Origin of the sequence: uncultured Roseovarius sp. (assembly GCF_913057115.1) — a bacterium.
Taxonomy (GTDB): domain Bacteria; phylum Pseudomonadota; class Alphaproteobacteria; order Rhodobacterales; family Rhodobacteraceae; genus Roseovarius.
This window is the reverse complement of record NZ_CAJXNN010000022.1, coordinates 30,137-46,792: the sequence shown is the minus strand read 5'-3', so window position 1 is coordinate 46,792 and position 16,656 is coordinate 30,137. Positions and strand designations below refer to the sequence as shown.

Here is a 16,656-nt window from a genome sequence, read left to right as displayed (position 1 = left end):
TGAAATGAAATAACATGACAAGCGCCTCCCAAGCAGGAAAAACTGTCCCCAACGACCCGATCGGGTTTGAAAAGCATGATCATGGGTCCTGCATCAGCGCCGGACTCGCGGCAGCCGAGGCGCATTGCGAAGCGGAAGGGCTGCGCCTCACGCCGGTGCGCCGCAAGGCGCTGGAAATTCTCTTGCAAGAGCACCGCGCGCTCGGGGCCTATGAAATGCTCGACAGGTTGCGCGACGCCGGCTTCGGGTCGCAACCACCCGTGGCCTACCGGGCGCTTGAATTCCTCGTTGCCAACGGCTTTGCGCACAAGATCGAACGGCTCAACGCCTTTATCGCCTGTGCCCATCCCGGGGCCATCCATTCCCCGGCGTTCATGATCTGCCGACTGTGCGATTCGGTGGCCGAGGCACAAGCATCCCCGGCGCGCGGAGCGCTGGGAGATGCTGCACGGAGCACGGGTTTCAAGATCGAACGAACCGTGGTCGAGGCGACGGGCATTTGTCCCGCCTGTGCGGAAAAGGCCGACGCATGACCCTGATCACAGCGGAAAATGTCAGCGTCAGCTATGGCGCGAACCGGGTTTTGCATGACGTGTCTCTCGCGGTGGAACCCGGCGAGATCGTGACGGTCGTCGGGCCCAACGGCTCCGGCAAGACCACCTTGCTGCGGTTGCTGATTGGTGCGGCCAGCCCATCATCGGGGCGGATCACCCGCAAACCGGGGCTGCGCATCGGCTATGTCCCCCAGAAGCTGCATATCGACCCGACGCTGCCGATCACGGTTGACCGGTTCCTGCGCCTGCCCGGAGGCACCACGAGGTCTGCCAGCGCCGCCGCCCTGGAACACGCCGGCGTCCCGGACCTGTCACACCGTCAGATGTCCGCCCTGTCGGGCGGCCAGTTCCAACGTGTTCTTCTGGCGCGGGCGCTGATCAATACGCCTGACCTTCTTTTGCTCGATGAGGCGACTCAGGGGCTGGATCAACCCGGTTCTGCCGCTTTCTACCGGCAGATCGAGGAGGTACGGCAAAACACCGGCTGCGCCATCCTGATGATCAGCCACGAGTTGCATGTGGTGATGGCCGCTTCGGACCGGGTGATTTGCCTCAATGGTCATGTCTGCTGCCAGGGCACACCCGAGACCGTGTCCGCCGCGCCGGAATACCGCGCGCTGTTCGGCACGGGCACCGGCGGCGCACTGGCCCTCTACCGGCACGAACATGACCACACCCATGACGAAACCTGCGCGCATGGCCATGCGGCGCCGGACAAGCAAACCGAGGCCGCCGAATAATGCTGGATGATTTCATGACCCGTGCCGCGCTTGCTGGCGTCGGCGTAGCCCTTGCGGCGGCCCCTTTGGGCAGTTTCGTGGTCTGGCGGCGCATGGCCTATTTCGGCGACGCCACGGCACATGCCGCGATCCTCGGCGTGGCCCTCTCGCTGGCCTTGCAAATCTCCATCTTCACGGGGGCCGTGGCCGTGGCGCTTGCGATGGCGCTGATCGTGACGGTGCTCACTGGGCGCGGCTATGCGATGGACACTCTGCTTGGTGTTCTGGCGCATTCCGCCCTCGCCTTCGGGTTGGTCGCCGTCTCGTTCCTGTCGGGAATCCGCATTGACCTGATGGCCTATCTGTTTGGCGATATTCTCGCCGTGTCACGCGGCGATCTGGCGGTAATCTGGGGGGGTGCGGCGCTGGTTGTCGGGCTGATCGCTTGGCGCTGGTCGGCGTTGCTTACCTCGACGATCAGCGGGGAACTCGCCTATGCCAGCGGGATCGACCCGAAGCGAGAACAACTCGTCCTGACACTTGCGCTCGCCATCACCGTCGCCGTTGCAATCAAGGTTGTCGGCGTGCTGCTGATCGCGGCAATGCTGATCATTCCCGCCGCCGCCGCCCGGCCGCTGTCACGCACGCCCGAACAGATGGCGCTTACCGCTGCGATCATCGGCAGCGCATCCGCCGTCATCGGCTTGCGCGCGGCTTACGCGCTCGACACGCCCGCAGGGCCATCCATCGTCTGCGTCGCCGCCCTCGTGTTTCTCGGTACTAGCATTCTCCAAAGCCTGCGGACCTGAGGTGCAGTGTCGACGTCTGGTTGTCGTTGTCGGCGGGTATGGTGGCTCGCAGGGTCTGTCATGGAATTGCCAAGGCCTTACCGAATGACCACGCAGCCTGCGTCGTGAACCGACCCAAACAGTGCTTTTATGAGCACTGATTTCACGCCCCCGTCACAAACTTTGCTCATAAGAGCACGCAGGGGGCATCGAATGAACAGACAATCGGCGATTCTCGAAACGGCACAGTCCCGCGGGCGTGTCATGGTGGACGAACTGGCAGAGGCGCTGCACGTTTCCGCCCATACCGTCCGACGCGATATCAACGCGCTTTGCGCGCAGGGCAAACTGCGGCGCCTGCACGGCGGGGCCGAATTCATCGAGGGCAGTTCGAACCTGCCCTATTCGGCGCGCACCTCGCTGAACGTGGCGGCCAAGCAGAGGATCGCGGCCCAAGTCGCGGGGCTGATCCCGGACGGAGCCACGCTGTTTTTCTCCATTGGCACGACCCCGGCCGTGGTCGCCGCCGCGCTGGCCGAGCGGGAAGGCTTGACCGTCATCACCAACAACCTGAACGCGGCGATGGCCCTGTCCGAGGCGCCCGGTGCGCGGATTGTCATCCCCGGCGGGGAATTGCGGCTGCCTGATCGGGATGTTCTGGGGCCACTCGCACAAGAGCTTTTCGGGGCCTACCGCGCGGATTTCGCCATTTACGGTGCCGCCGGGATCGACACCGACGGCTCGTTGCTGGATTTCCACGCCCCGGAGGTGCGCATCCGCCGCCAAGCACAGGAAAACGCCCGGCAGTCCATTTTCGTTGCGGACAGTTCGAAATTCGGTCGCCGCGCCCCGGCGGTCGGCGGGCACCTCGACGAGGCTGGTCATGTTGTGACCGAGGCCAAGCCCGGTGCGCCTTTCGCCACCCTGCTGGAGTCGCTGGGCGATCGGTTGATCATCGCGGGGGAGGACACATGAGCTTTCTGGCGCTTGAAAGCCTCACGCGGCAATGGAACGGACAGGGCGGGGTCTGCGATATCAGCCTTGAACTTCAGCAAGGCGCCTTCCTGTCGATCCTTGGCCCCTCGGGCTGCGGCAAATCCACGATGCTGCGCCTGATCGCGGGGCTGGAACAGCCGCAGGCAGGGCGCATACGGATTGATGGCCGCGACGTAACGGCCCTGCCGGCCGCGCAACGCAACCTGTCGATGGTGTTCCAGTCCTACGCGCTGTTTCCGCATCTCAGCGTGGCCGAGAACGTGATTTTCGGGCTTAAGGTGCGGCGCATCGCCCGCGCAGAGCGTGAGCGACGCCTGTCAGAGGTGCTTGCCATGACGGGGCTGCAAGGTCTGGAGCGGCGCAAACCCTCCGAACTCTCGGGCGGGCAAAGGCAGCGCGTGGCGCTGGCCCGCGCGGCGGTGGCGGAGCGGCCGCTTTGCCTGATGGACGAGCCGCTATCCAACCTTGACGCAAAGCTGCGCCACGCGGTGCGCCGGGATATCCGAACGCTGGCGCGCAAACTTGCGCTGACGGTCGTCTACGTGACCCATGACCAGGGCGAGGCGATGAGCCTGTCGGACAAGGTCGTGCTGATGCGGGAGGGCCGCATTGAACAGGTTGGCACACCCGCCGAGCTTTACGCGCGCCCGGCCAGCACCTTCGCCGCCCAATTCATCGGCGATCCGCCGATGTCTCTCATCGACGCGGCCGCACTTGGGCATGAGGGTGAATGGACCGTTGGCCTGCGCCCGGAAGCCATTTCACTTGTGCCCGCCGGCCAAGGCGATCTTGACGCCCGGATCGACGATTTCGAATACCTGGGCGGCGAAACCCGGCTTGCGCTCAGGCATCCGGCCGCAGACGGGCTTGCCGCGATCCTGCCGGGCCCGGCCAAGTTTGAACCCGGCCAGACGGTCGGTGTCGTCATTCCATCGGAAAACCGGCTCCTTTTCGACTCCGTCACCGGAAGCCTGAAAAAGGAGCCGCAGCAGAATCCAAAGGCGCGCATTCGCCAAAATCCCGCGCCCGAGGATGGCCATAGGGCCCCAACTTCAACCCAAACAGCCAAAGAGGACCTTTCGAAATGACCCGTATCACTGCTGTGTCCGCCATATTGGCGGCCTCCACCGCGCTCGTCAATCCGGCCGCGGCCGAGACCGAACTGACCATGTATTACCCCATCGCCGTCGGTGGCGCGCTGACCGAAGTGGTCGATGGGATCGTCGCCGAGTTCGAGGCGCAAAACCCCGATATCAGCGTCAACGCGATCTACGCCGGCAACTATGACGACACGCGCATCAAATCTCTTGCCGCACTCGAATCCGGCGATCCGGCGCAGCTTGCCGTGATGTTCTCGATCGACGCCTATGACCTGATCGAGCAAGACCTGATCGTGCCCTTCGAGGACGTCATCGAGACCGAGGCCGAGAAGGAATGGTTGGGCAGCTTCTACCCGGCGCTGATGGCCAACGGCAAGATCGAGGGCCAGACATGGGGCGTGCCGTTCCAGCGGTCGACCATCGTGGCCTATTACAACAAGGACATGTTCCGCGAGGCGGGCCTTGACCCAGAAACCGCGCCGACCACCTGGGAGGAACTGGTGGAGATGGGCAAGGCCCTGACGGGCGACGACCATCACGGCCTGATGATCCCCTCGACCGGCTATCCCTACTGGATGTTCCAGGCCTTGGCGATCCAGAACGGCCAAGAGCTGATGTCGAATGACGGGCTGACCACCTATTTCGACGACCCGGACACCGTCGAGGCGCTTGAGTTCTGGAAATCGCTGTCCACCGAGCACGGCATCATGCCCGAGGGAACCGTGGAATGGGGCACGTTGCGCCAAGCCTTCCTTGAGGGTGAAACCGCGATGATGTGGCACTCCACCGGCAACCTCACGGCGGTCAAGAACAATGCCGAGTTCGATTTCGGTGTTGCCATGCTGCCCGGGAAGGAACGGTTGGGCTCGCCGACCGGAGGGGGCAATTTCTACCTCTTCAAGGACTCCACCGAAGAGGAAAAACAGGCAGCGCTTGACCTCATCAAGTTCATGACCGCGCCCGAGCAGGCCGCGAAGTGGTCCATCGAGACAGGCTACATGGGTGTCTCGCCCGCCGCTTATGAGACCGAAGCGCTCAAGGCCTACACGGCTGACTTCCCGCCTGCCCTTGTGGCACGCGATCAGCTTGAGCACGCGGTTGCCGAATTCTCGACCTTCGAGACAGCGCGCGTACGTGACGGCCTGAATGCCGCGATCCAATCGGCGCTGACCGGCGACAAGAGCCCAGCTGAGGCACTGGCCGAGGCACAGGCCGCCGCCGAGCGCCAACTGCGCGCCTACAAGTAAGCGACTGCCATGACCCTGTTTCGGGCCGGTTGAATGAACCGGCCCGGCCACGGAGACCCGCATGACCGACGCCTTCACATTCGAGCGCCGCCGCCGCGCCCTCCACGGATGGCTCTTGTTGTCGCCCGCGCTCATCATGCTGACGGCATTTGCCTTTTACCCGTCGCTGGCGACCATGGTGACCTCGCTCTGGTCGCGCGGCACCCGGCGCAATCCGGCCGAATTCGCGGGGCTTGAGAATTACCGCTACCTGTTTGACGATCCGACCTTCTGGCAGGTGGCAGGCAACAACCTCTCCTATGCGCTTGTCACCATCCCGATATCCATGGCGCTGGCGCTGATCATGGCGCTCTGGGCCAACTCCAAACTGCCTGCGCGCGGCTTTATCCGCACCGCTTACTTTACCCCGACCGTGCTGCCGATGATCGCGGCGGCGAACCTTTGGTTGTTTTTCTACACCCCCAGTTTCGGCATCCTCAACCAGATCGGCGCGTTGTTCGGAGCAGGGCCCGTCAACTGGCTGGGTGAGCCTGAAACCGCGCTTTGGGCGATTTGCGTGGTGACGATCTGGAAAGAGGCGGGGTTCTTCATGATCTTCTACCTCGCCGCGCTGCAAACCATCCCCCCTGACCTGAAAGAGGCCGCCGATATCGAAGGGGCAAGCCGCTGGACCTATACCCGCCGCATCGTGCTGCCGCTTTTGATGCCGACCACGCTCTTCATCCTCGTCAATGCGATGATCAACTCGGTCAAGCTGATCGACCATCTGTTCATCCTGACCAAGGGCGGCCCGTCGGACAGTTCCAAGCTGATCCTCTACTACATCTGGGAAAACGCCTTCGCCTATTTCGACAGGCCATCAGCCGCGGCGATGACCGTGCTGGTGCTGGCCCTGATGGGGGCGCTGGCGGCCTTCCAGTTCCTCGTGCTTGACCGGCGGGTGCATTACCGATGATCCGTTATATCGAACCCGCCGCCGCGATCCTCTTGGCCCTGCTGTGGATTTCGCCGCTGCTTTTCGCATTCTGGGCGGCGTTTCACGATGTCAGCGACGCGGTGAATTTCCGGCTGACCGCGCCCCTCACGCTTGAGAATTTCCGCACCGCTTGGGCCGGTGCGCCGTGGCTGCGGTATTTCCTCAACACCTTCATGCTGGTCTCGCTGATCCTTGCGGGGCAGTTCCTGCTTTGCACGCTGGCCGGATTTGCCTTTGCCCAGACAGAGTTTCGCGGGCGCGACGCGCTTTTTATCCTCGTGCTGATGCAGCTTTTCATCCTGCCCGAGGTTTTGATCGTCGAAAATTACCGGGTCGCGGCCTCCTTGGGATTGCTTGACAGCATCCTCGGGATAGGCGCGCCCTACATGGCCTCGGCCTTTGGCATCTTCCTGATGCGACAGGCGTTCAAATCCGTTCCCAAGGATCTGGACGAGGCCGCCCGCGTCGAAGGCTGCGGCACATTGGGCGTGCTCTGGCGGGTCTATGTGCCCGCCGCGCGCCCCACCTATCTGGCCTATGCCCTTGTCTCGGTGGCGACGCACTGGAATAATTTCCTCTGGCCGCTGATCGTGACCAATTCGCCCTCCACCCGGCCGCTCACCGTGGGCCTGTCGCTCTTCGGCGCGCCCGAGAACGGCGTCGATATCTCGGTCATCTCGGCGGCCACGGTCATGGTGATCGCACCGCTTTTGATCAGCTTCCTGATCTTCCAGCGGCAATTCGTACAAGCCTTCCTGACCGCTGGCGTCAAATGAGGACAGCATGACCCGCATCCTGCAAATCTCCGATCTGCACATCATGCCCGAGGGGCAGCTTTTCAACGGCCGCATCGACACGGCGGCGGCGCTGCGGCAAATGCTGGCCGGGCTGACGGGCCTCTTGCCGGTCATCGGCCCGGTGGAACGGCTGGTGATTTCGGGCGACCTGACAGAAACGGGGTGCAAGGGCGCCTATGACCACCTGCGCGACATCATGGCCGACGCGCCGCTGCCATGGCGCGCCATCCCCGGCAATCATGACAGCCGCGAGCCGATGCGCACCTTTGCCGCGCAAGAGGACTGGATGCCCGATCACGGGCCGATCAACTGGCGTGAAGATCTGGACGATGTCACCATATTGGGCCTTGATACACTGGTTGAAGGGGTGGCCGATGGCGCAGTGACCGACGCGACGCTGGCGTGGCTCGAGGCAACGCTGCGCGACCTGCGGCACCGTCCCGTGCTGATCTTCATGCATCACCCGCCCGTTGATACGGGCATATCCGCGATGGACGCCATCGGCCTCGCCCCCAATCCGCGATTCGAAGCCCTGCTGCGGGACCATGACGGCCCGGTGCAGATCGCCTGCGGCCATGTTCACCGCATGATCACGGGGCAATTTGCCGGACGCCCGGTCATAATTGCCCCGGGCACCTCACATGCTGTTGGTCTCGATCTTCGCATGGATGCCGGGATCAGCTTCATACAGGGTCACTCCGGCGCCGTTCTGCACGATATCGGAACCGAGTCCCGGGCCCTGCTGATATCCTCTCGCGACTTTCGGTGATGCAACCATACCCGCGCCATCCGCCATCATGAAGCTGCACAGGCCCTTCGCGTCGCGCGGGCGATGACGCGTTCTTCGTCGGTCGGGATCACGAGAATACGGGCCGGGCCGCTGCCGATATCGCGGGACGTGGGATCGGGGTCCGGGGCCATGCGCAGCCCGAGGTAGTCAAGACCCTCGACGATGCGGCGGCGAATGATCTCCGCGTTCTCTCCGATGCCGCCACAGAACACGAGCGCGTCCAACCCGCCCAGAACGGCAGACAGGGCCCCGATCTCGCGGCGCGCCCGAAACACGTAGTAGTCGATCGCATCCCGCGCTTCGGGCTGATCCGAGGCAAGCAATCTGCGCATGTCGCTTGAGATGCCGGACAGCCCCAACAGCCCGCTTTGCTTGTAAAGCAGTGACAAAACCTCTTTCGCAGTCATGCCCCTCTCTTCGATCAGGTGCAGAACGGCCCCCGGATCAATCTGGCCACAGCGCGTGCCCATCGGCAATCCATCCAGCGCCGAGAAGCCCATCGTCGACCCGATGCTTTTGCCCTGCCGCACAGCACACATGGAGGCGCCATTGCCAAGATGCGCGATGATAACCCGGCCCGCATACAGGTTGGGTTCGTCGCGGCTCAAGACGCTGGTGATGTAATCGTAGCTCAACCCATGAAAGCCGTAGCGCCGTATGCCGTCGTCGTAAAACTGACGGGGTAACGCGAATGTGTCGTTGACCCAAGGGTGCCCTCGGTGAAAGGCGGTGTCGAAACAGGCCACCTGCACTGCGCCGGGAAAGAGGCCCCGCGCGGCAGCGATACCGGCAAGGTTATGCGGTTGGTGCAAGGGGGCCAGCGGGATAAGGGCCGTCAGGGCGGCCTCGATCTCCGGCGTGACAATCACGGGGTCCGCGAGATCCGGCCCGCCATGCACGACACGGTGCCCGACACCAGTGATCGTGGTGTTGTCGAGATATGGCTCAAGGGCATCAATGACATATTCAAGGGCTTCGCGATGCGTGGCCGCACCGCAGGGCGTTTTCGTCGTCTCATCGCCCGCCTGAAGGATGAGTTGCGCGGCGCTGCCAATGCCGTCCACCTGCCCGGACACGCGCAGCACCGGCTCTGGCGCGCTGTCATAGAGGCCGAATTTGAGAGAGGACGACCCGGCGTTGAGCGTCAACAACCCTGTCACGGGCGTTGGGCCGCGCTGTAGAGCGCGGCAATCGCCGCTGAGGCGATACGGGTCTTGGTATCATCGGCCCGGCTGGTCAGGATGATCGGCACACGCGCACCAAGCACGACACCGGCGGCTTCAGCCCCGGCCAGATACATCAACTGCTTGGCGATCATGTTGCCCGCCTCAAGGTCGGGCGCAACCAGTATGTCGGCCTGCCCCGCGACGGGCGACACGATGCTTTTGGTGGCGACAGCGCGCATCGAGATCGCGTTGTCGAAGGCCAAGGGGCCATCCAGAAGCCCGCCCGTGATCTGGCCGCGATCCGCCATCTTGCAAAGCGCCGCCGCCTCGATCGTGGATTGCATGCGTGCGTTGACGGTCTCGACTGCTGACAATATGGCCACCTTGGGCACGTCGATGCCGATAGCACTGGCAAGGTCGATGGCGTTCTGGATGATGTCGGCCTTGGTCTCAAGGTCAGGCGCGATGTTGATCGCGGCATCGGTGATGATCAGCGGCTTGGGATAGGTCGGCACATCCATCACGTAAACATGGCTCATCCGGCGCTCGGTGCGCAGGCCGCCGGTCTTGGATACAACCGCCGACATGACCTCATCGGTATGCAGCGCGCCTTTCATCAAGGCCCGCGCCGCGCCAGTGCGGACCAGATCGACAGCCGCCTCCGCCGCGGCATGGCTATGTGGCGTGTCGACAATCTCCAACCCCGTGATGTCGAGATCGTTTTCCTCTGCCACGCTGCGGATTCGCGCCGCCGGGCCCACGAGGATCGGGGCAAGCACCCCAAGATCACGCGCCTGAAGCGCCCCTTCAAGCGAGGACCTGTCACAGGGATGCACGACAGCCGTGGCCATCGGGTCAAGCGCCTGCGCACGGGCCAGCATTTCGCCATGGGCTTTGCCGTGTTTGTGCAGGACGATATCCGGCATGGTCATCCGGGGCCTGCGTATCTTGCGGTCTGGTGCAATGACGCGGGCCACGCCTTCGATCACGGGCTTTCCGTCACCGTTCGTGCAGGTGCAGGCCAATGTCAGGCGGTGCTTTTCCTCGTCGCGCTCTGTCACTTCCACGCGCACCACGACGGTATCGCCAACCCCGACCGGTTTCAGGAACTTCAGCGATTGTTCAAGATAAATCGTGCCCGGCCCGGGCAATTGGGTGCCCAGAACGTTCGAGATCAGGGCACCGCCCCACATCCCGTGCGCCACGACCTTGTGAAAGATGTCGCCTTCGGCAAACTCCTCATCCACATGGGCCGGGTTCACATCCCCGGACACGACAGCGAAGGCATCAATGTCCTGCGCTGTGAGCGTGCGCACCAGTTCGGCAGAGTCGCCGATCTTGATCTCGTCAAACGGGCGGTTTTCAATAAAGCCAAGCGGTTCCGGGTCAGACAACGTGGTGTCCTCCATCGATATAAGCGGTGTTGCCGCTGACCGAGCTGGCAAAGTCGGACACCAGACAGGCGGCCATCGCGCCAACCTCTTCGATGGTGGTGAGGCGATGCAGCGGCGCGCGACTGCGGGCATCATCCACCAACGCGTCAAAGTGATCAATCCCCGAGGCGGCACGTGTTTCCAGCGGTCCGGGCGACAAGGCGTTCACGCGAATGTTCTTGTCCCCAAGCTCCACCGACAGATAGCGGGTCGTCGCTTCCAAGGCGGCTTTGACCGGCCCCATGATATTGTAGTGATCCACCACTTTTTCGGCCCCGTGATAGGACACGGTCAGGATCGTGCCGCCCTCCGCCATCAACGGCTCGGCGCGCTTGGCAAGCCGGATCAGCGAATGCACCGAGACATCCATGGCCTTTGCAAACCCGTCCCGAGAGCAGTCCACCACGCGCCCATGCAAGTCGTCGCGCGGGCAATAGGCAATGGAGTGCACAAGAAAGTCGAGCTTGCCCCAAGTCTTTTCAATCGCGGCGAAAACCGCGTCGATTTGGGCGCTGTCGGTCACGTCCAGAGGCAGCAACAACTCGGCATCGACCGAGGTGGCAACCGGTTCGACAAATCGGCGCGATTTGTCGTTCTGATAGGTCACACAGAGTTGCGCACCAGAGGTATGGAACGCCGCGGCGCACCCCGCCGCGATGGACTGTTCATTGGCGACACCCACGACAAGACCCACCTTGCCCTTGAGAAAGTCGTTCCGTGGAAACATGCGGCTTACTCCTGAAATACATAGGTGCCGGGCGCGTCGCCCAAGGCTTTGCCCATCTTGGGCGGTTTGCCCTTTGTCCCGGAGTTGTCTGCCAGCCAAGACGCCCAGGCCGGCCACCAGCTTCCGTCTTGCAACGGCGCAACCTCCATCCAATCTTCTGGCGACAAGGCCTTGTCCTGATCCCGGACGGTATGGATGCGAAAATGGCGGCGCTTGTGGCCCGGCTCAGAAAGGACACCGGCATTGTGTCCGCCATTGGTCAGGGCAAAGGTCACATCGGCGTGTCCAAGGGCGTGGATTTTGAAAACCGATCTCCATGGCGCGATATGATCAGTCTCGGTGCCCACAGCGAAAACGGGAATCCGGATATCACGCAGCGACACATGGTGCCCATCGACATGATAGCGCCCCGCGGCAAGGTCGTTGTTCAGGAACATGTGCCGCAGGTACTGCGAATGCATGCGCGCGGGCATCCGCGTGGTATCGGCATTCCACGCCATCAGGTCATTCATCGGAAGATCGTCTTCCCCCAGCAGGTATTTGCGGACCATCTGCGACCAGATCAGATCGTTGGAGCGCAGCATCTGAAAGGCGCTCATCATCTGGCTGGCGTCCAAATAGCCCTGTTCATGCATCACGTCCTCAAGGAATGACACCTGGCTTTCGTTGATGAAGAGGTTGAGTTCCCCCGGTTCGCTGAAATCCGTCTGCGCGGCAAAGAGCGTCATGCTCGCCAACCGGTCATCGCCATCGCGCGCCATGGCCGCCGCGGCGATCGACAAGAGCGTACCGCCAAGGCAATAACCGGCAGCATGCACCCGTCTGGCACCCGTATGGCTTTCAATCACGTCCAAAGCCGCACGCGGCCCGAGGTCGAGGTAGTCCTGCATCCCATAATGCGCGTCCTCTGCCGTGGGGTTGCGCCATGAGATCATGAACACCGTAAAGCCCTGCTCGGTCAGGTAGCGCACGAGTGAGTTCTCTGGGCTTAGATCGAGGATATAGTATTTCATGATCCACGCAGGCACGATCAGGACGGGTTCGGGATGCACCGTATCGGTGGTTGGCTCATACTGGATCAGCTCGATCAGATGGTTGCGATACACCACCTTGCCCGGCGTGGTCGCCACGGTCTCCCCGACCTGACTGTTTCCGGCGGGGTGCGGCCCGTCCTTGATATCGCGAAGCGCGCTTTTTAGCCCTTGATGGATATTCGCCCCGCCCGTCGCCAAGGTGCGGGTCAGAACCTCGGGATTAGTTGCCGGGAAATTGGACGGCGCCATGGCGTCGAGAATTTGCCGCGTTACGAAGGCCACGGAGTCTTTTTTGGAGGGTTCAAGCCCGGGAACGTTTCGCGCCGCCTGATCTGCAAGGTCTTCAAGCAACAGAAAGCCTTGCGCCATGGCCGCGAAGGGCGGTTGGCTCCACCCATCACTCCGAAACCGACGATCAGTTTTCGCTGGCTCGATGGGTTTGAGATCCGGGTCATCCGGGCAGCCCGTCGAGACATATCGCGCCCATTGCAGCCAGCTTTCGCTTGCCGATTTGACCATGTCGACCTGAAGGTCGGGGGCAATCGCGAAATGCACGGCCCAATCGCTCCACATGGCCTGCATGGATGCAGGCGAGCCACCAAACGACAATTTCGCCAGCTTTTTGCGAAGTGGCCGTTGCGGAAATTCACGGGCCTGATTGTCGTCTGTGTTGGATCGCTCGGATTTCAGATCTTTCATCGGGGCCCACCGGATTTGTCATACGCGCCCCCTCTTAGGACCGTTACATGACAGGCAGACAACAGGACGAATATTCATCATACGTGCGAATTGGGCGGCACCGGGCTCCCCGTCAAAATCCGCAATGACCGTTTGAACGACGGCGTCCCATCCATGCCTGAAAGCCAGCAAGCACGGCAGCTTGTCTTGCTGACGAAACGATCCAAACCATTGGCGTTGCAGGCAGTCTTGGAGAACCCACCTAACGCTTGCCTGAGTGCCTAAAGCGTCCTGCTTTGAACCTGACACATCAGATAAAGACAGGGCGCGAGCAACAGTCACATGTTGCGCGGCCTGCGCCCCAAAGCTGTGACTCATGTTTTGGGTCGAAGGCTTTCGCCTTGGCACCCAACAAAAGGGTTTTATCCGATATCATTGCCCGAATCATGCTTGAGCAAGCATCATGTACCCTGCCACTATTACTCGGCGCGAGGGGGGGATGCGCGATGAAACGGAACACGATCAAGCTAGTTCTTTTTTTCACTCTGGCTGCGACACCGGGGTATTCTTTCGACCTGAATGACGTTGTTACGGGCATAAACGTCATCAATGAGCTTTCCAAACAACAGCAAGAACGCCAACCGCAAAGAGACCGTGCAGAGCCCCGCACAGAACAACGCCAACAGGTACAATCGGACCGGCGCACCATCCGTCAAATTCAAACGACACTGACCGATCTGGGCTATGCCCCCGGGCCGATTGATGGCCTGATGGGCAGCCGGACGGCGCAGGCGATCCGCAGGTTCGAGGCGGATATCGGCGCACCGGTCACGGGCCAACCCACGCGGTCGATCCTGCGGCGAATGCAAGCCGAACGGCAAGCTGGCGGCACGACACCCACCGCAAGCAATACGCCAAACCCGAGTTTTGATTGCGCCCGGGCCGGCACCTCGACCGAGAAGGCCATTTGCAGTTCGGCCAGTCTGGCCACCTATGATCGCGAGATTGCCCGCTCGTTCTCAACCGCCCGGGATCGCTTGGATGCATCCGCCGCCGACGACCTTCTCCAAGGTCAGCGCGCTTGGCTGAGGGAACGCAACGCTTGCGGCGGCAACCGGGCCTGTCTTGAGTCAACCATGCGCGACCGCGCCGCCTACTTGCAGCGCGTCACAACAGATGGATCGACAAACAGAGTTGCAAACAGCGACACGATGCCAGGCGCATCCGGGGCACAAGGCAACCTGCCCCTGTTCTTCATCAGCAACGATTTCGTACCACGCAGCGCTAGTTCGCGATACGAAAACTCGCGGGACGATATGGTGACGCGGCTTGAGTATGCCGCGAATGCGGATTTGATTAACGATACCGATTTCATGATGCGGCTTCTGGATACGCTTCCGGATGAGGACATCGACGCCTTGATCGGCCTTGTTCACGAGGGCAACCCGCCACAAATCCTGCTCAACAATCTGGCGGCGAAGCGCAAGGCCGGTGGCCCCACACTCGCGTCGATCTCGACCTATCTTTGGGAGAACGAATTCGACCGGCGGCTTTTCATGTCCGAGGGCCGCGCCCTTGTCGAGGCGCGGATCGCGCAAGACCAGCTTGCCGGCTCGATTGACGTGATGCTGATCTGCGCGGCCAGTTTCGGGGAGTACGACTTCGACGCAGAAGAGTTCCCGCAAAGAACGACCTCTTGTAGAGAGAAACGTTTGGACCTGAACGGGCGCTCAGTACTGGCCGAGTACCGTTCTGGCCCGGGGATTGGCCCCATTTCCATGGAGGTCTCCGAGGCACGGGCCTTCTCGGATCAGCTTGGCAGCCTGCGTAAGCTCCTGGTGTCCTCTCCTGCAACCTTGTCGATTGAACCCAATGACTCGATGAATCGCTTGAGTATCGAAGTGACAGGGCCGCCCCGGTTGCATCCGATGCATTCGCTGGAAGAGGTGCTTTATACCTATCCCGAAACGCCAACTGCGGATGCAGGGGACGCAGGCCAACCGTCCTATGCGCCGCCGGTTTCGGATATATGGCCGCGCGTCCCGGGCGCGTTTTTCGTGCTGCGCCTCGCGCCTGACGTTCTGACCGAGGATGAATGGCTGCAACTGACAGAGCGGCAGGTTCAATACGACCAGGACCGCAACGGCCCCAGCGTTTTCTCGCCCGATCAGGTGAGGGGCCGGAAGCCATCCTTCGTTGCGCCCGAATTGGTGGATGACTACAAGGCCGAGGTGCAGCGACTGCTTTCCGATCTCACCCCGAGGGCCGTTACCCCCATAAAGGTCGAGCCAGAGTGGGTCGGATACAAAGATGGCAAACTGACCGCATCCCGAACCAATGGAGGCTATCTGCGCGAAATTCATCGCATGGACCGGATGCAGAACATGGCCGAGCACTTGGGCAAGTCCGCCGCATTCGGTGACCCCGGGTTGCAGCAGGATTTCAACGTCAAGGAGCTGCCCGAATCATTGGTCCAAGGCCTGCGGCCACTCATCAGGAATGTCATTCTGGTGTCGGACCGCTTGCCGCGTATTCCCGCGCTGGAAATGGAGGCAGCCAAGGCGGAAAGCCTTTTCCTGCAAGACAACTGCCATTCGGAGCGCGACGCCCTCAATGATCTGATGCAAGACGGATCAGGTGCGTCGGCTTATGACGTCAATAACGCCAATGAGACATATTACGATTGCCTGGGGCGCAAGCGTGATCTGCCCGAACACTTCGTTTTCGACATCTCCATGGAATTCACCGGCGTTCAGCGCAACGAACGGGGCTTTTTCCTTGAAACCAAGCTGTTGGGGGCCGAGCTTTATGACCTCAAAGGATTGAACTTTGCCAGTCTCACGCACGAGGATTTCCCCGCCGGGGATACCGGGGACAACCAAAAGCAGGATCAAGCCGAACAGGAGCAAGTTGATCAGGCCGAGCCAGAAGCGGAAAGTGACGACGCCCCGACGCTGATCGACCCCGACATCGTCGGGCTGAAACTCGGCATGTCATTGGACGAGGCCGACAAGGTGATCCGCTCGCATTTCGAGAAGATCGACGGGATTGTAGAACGGCACATGGCAAAGAACGTTTTTGCCAACTCCATTGCCTATGGCAATGCGTCCACGGGTGAATCGATCGCGGTGTATCATCTGGTCGATCGGCCCGAGGAGGGTGTGATCGCGATCACGCGAACCTTGGACCTGCCGGGAAAGCGTCCGATGGCGGGGGAGTTTCGCAAGCTGATTTCGGAAAAATATGGTTTGGAAGACAGCAACTGGGGCAACCACCTTCAGGTCAACGACACGGGCCATAGAAACTGCCTTCCGCTGTTTCCAACCAGCCTTGGCCGCTACTTGCCCAGTGGCCTCAGTGAAACATGGCGCCAAGGCTCACGCGCCGACGTTGGCTGGGAGTTGTTCTCGAATGTCCTGTCGTTGCCGTTCCCGCAAGGCGAGGTCGGCAGGCGGATGATCCTTGAAGAGGCGGATTGCGTTCCGGCCCTCGCCGTCAGGTTCTTCAGCACGAACGATGACCTGAGCATTCATACCCTGCTTGTCGATGCATCGGCACCACGCGAGGTGATGCGGGAGGCGCTGACTGCCGAAAAGGACGACATAACCACCAAGTTCTGATCGTGGTGGGTTTCGTGATTGGCCGGGCGCA

General features: G+C 61.7%; 14 protein-coding genes. 10 read left to right on the top strand and 4 right to left on the bottom strand.

Translation table 11 applies throughout. The annotated features are described in order from the left end of the window. The first annotated feature begins 14 nt into the window (after window positions 1-14). The 9 genes from QZ498_RS10680 (at window position 15) to QZ498_RS10640 (ending at window position 7,946) form a co-directional block, all read left to right on the top strand. Window positions 15-533, top strand: coding sequence for a transcriptional repressor (locus QZ498_RS10680; RefSeq protein WP_294622064.1), 519 nt, complete (start codon window positions 15-17; stop codon window positions 531-533). Beyond that, entirely contained in the window at window positions 530-1,294 is a 765-nt protein-coding gene (locus QZ498_RS10675; protein WP_294622062.1) for a metal ABC transporter ATP-binding protein, read from the top strand. The genes QZ498_RS10680 and QZ498_RS10675 overlap by 4 nt, the downstream gene beginning before the upstream one ends. Continuing rightward, window positions 1,294-2,082 carry a metal ABC transporter permease gene (locus QZ498_RS10670; protein WP_294622060.1) on the top strand — a complete coding sequence of 263 codons (789 nt, stop codon included), beginning with the start codon at window positions 1,294-1,296 and terminating at the stop codon, window positions 2,080-2,082. Before QZ498_RS10675 ends, QZ498_RS10670 begins: the two co-directional genes overlap by 1 nt. Before the next feature lie 192 nt (window positions 2,083-2,274). Next, window positions 2,275-3,036 (top strand): DeoR/GlpR family DNA-binding transcription regulator, encoded by a 762-nt coding sequence (locus tag QZ498_RS10665; RefSeq protein WP_294622058.1) that lies wholly within the window; start codon window positions 2,275-2,277, stop codon window positions 3,034-3,036. After that, window positions 3,033-4,145, top strand: coding sequence for an ABC transporter ATP-binding protein (locus tag QZ498_RS10660; protein ID WP_294622056.1), 1,113 nt, complete (start codon window positions 3,033-3,035; stop codon window positions 4,143-4,145). Before QZ498_RS10665 ends, QZ498_RS10660 begins: the two co-directional genes overlap by 4 nt. Continuing rightward, window positions 4,142-5,404 (top strand): ABC transporter substrate-binding protein, encoded by a 1,263-nt coding sequence (locus tag QZ498_RS10655; RefSeq protein WP_294622054.1) that lies wholly within the window; start codon window positions 4,142-4,144, stop codon window positions 5,402-5,404. The genes QZ498_RS10660 and QZ498_RS10655 overlap by 4 nt, the downstream gene beginning before the upstream one ends. Window positions 5,405-5,465: 61 nt before the next feature. Continuing rightward, on the top strand, window positions 5,466-6,359 hold the full coding sequence (locus QZ498_RS10650) for a carbohydrate ABC transporter permease (RefSeq protein WP_294622052.1): 894 nt from the start codon (window positions 5,466-5,468) through the stop codon (window positions 6,357-6,359). After that, entirely contained in the window at window positions 6,356-7,156 is an 801-nt protein-coding gene (locus tag QZ498_RS10645) for a carbohydrate ABC transporter permease (protein ID WP_294622050.1), read from the top strand. The genes QZ498_RS10650 and QZ498_RS10645 overlap by 4 nt, the downstream gene beginning before the upstream one ends. A gap of 7 nt (window positions 7,157-7,163) precedes the next feature. Continuing rightward, a complete protein-coding gene (locus QZ498_RS10640; protein WP_294622048.1) occupies window positions 7,164-7,946 on the top strand; it encodes a phosphodiesterase in 783 nt (260 codons plus the stop codon). 26 nt (window positions 7,947-7,972) lie between these two features. On the opposite strand, the gene QZ498_RS10635 is transcribed toward QZ498_RS10640, so the two are convergent. Genes QZ498_RS10635 through QZ498_RS10620 form a run of 4 tightly spaced genes read right to left on the bottom strand, consistent with a single transcriptional unit; the run spans window position 7,973 to window position 13,026 of the window. Further along, the gene (locus QZ498_RS10635) at window positions 7,973-9,127 is read right to left on the bottom strand and encodes an acetate/propionate family kinase (RefSeq protein WP_294622046.1); all 1,155 of its coding nucleotides are present in this window, start codon (window positions 9,125-9,127) and stop codon (window positions 7,973-7,975) included. Beyond that, on the bottom strand, window positions 9,124-10,527 hold the full coding sequence (locus tag QZ498_RS10630; protein WP_294622044.1) for a bifunctional enoyl-CoA hydratase/phosphate acetyltransferase: 1,404 nt from the start codon (window positions 10,525-10,527) through the stop codon (window positions 9,124-9,126). The genes QZ498_RS10635 and QZ498_RS10630 overlap by 4 nt, the downstream gene beginning before the upstream one ends. Beyond that, window positions 10,520-11,293, bottom strand: a complete 774-nt coding sequence (gene fabI / locus QZ498_RS10625; protein ID WP_294622042.1) for an enoyl-ACP reductase FabI — start codon at window positions 11,291-11,293, stop codon at window positions 10,520-10,522. The genes QZ498_RS10630 and fabI overlap by 8 nt, the downstream gene beginning before the upstream one ends. A 5-nt stretch (window positions 11,294-11,298) precedes the next feature. Beyond that, entirely contained in the window at window positions 11,299-13,026 is a 1,728-nt protein-coding gene (locus tag QZ498_RS10620; RefSeq protein WP_294622040.1) for an alpha/beta fold hydrolase, read from the bottom strand. A 485-nt stretch (window positions 13,027-13,511) separates the two neighbouring features. On the opposite strand from QZ498_RS10620, the gene QZ498_RS10615 reads away from it, so the two are divergent. Further along, a complete protein-coding gene (locus QZ498_RS10615; RefSeq protein ID WP_294622039.1) occupies window positions 13,512-16,625 on the top strand; it encodes a peptidoglycan-binding protein in 3,114 nt (1,037 codons plus the stop codon). Window positions 16,626-16,656: the final 31 nt, after the last annotated feature.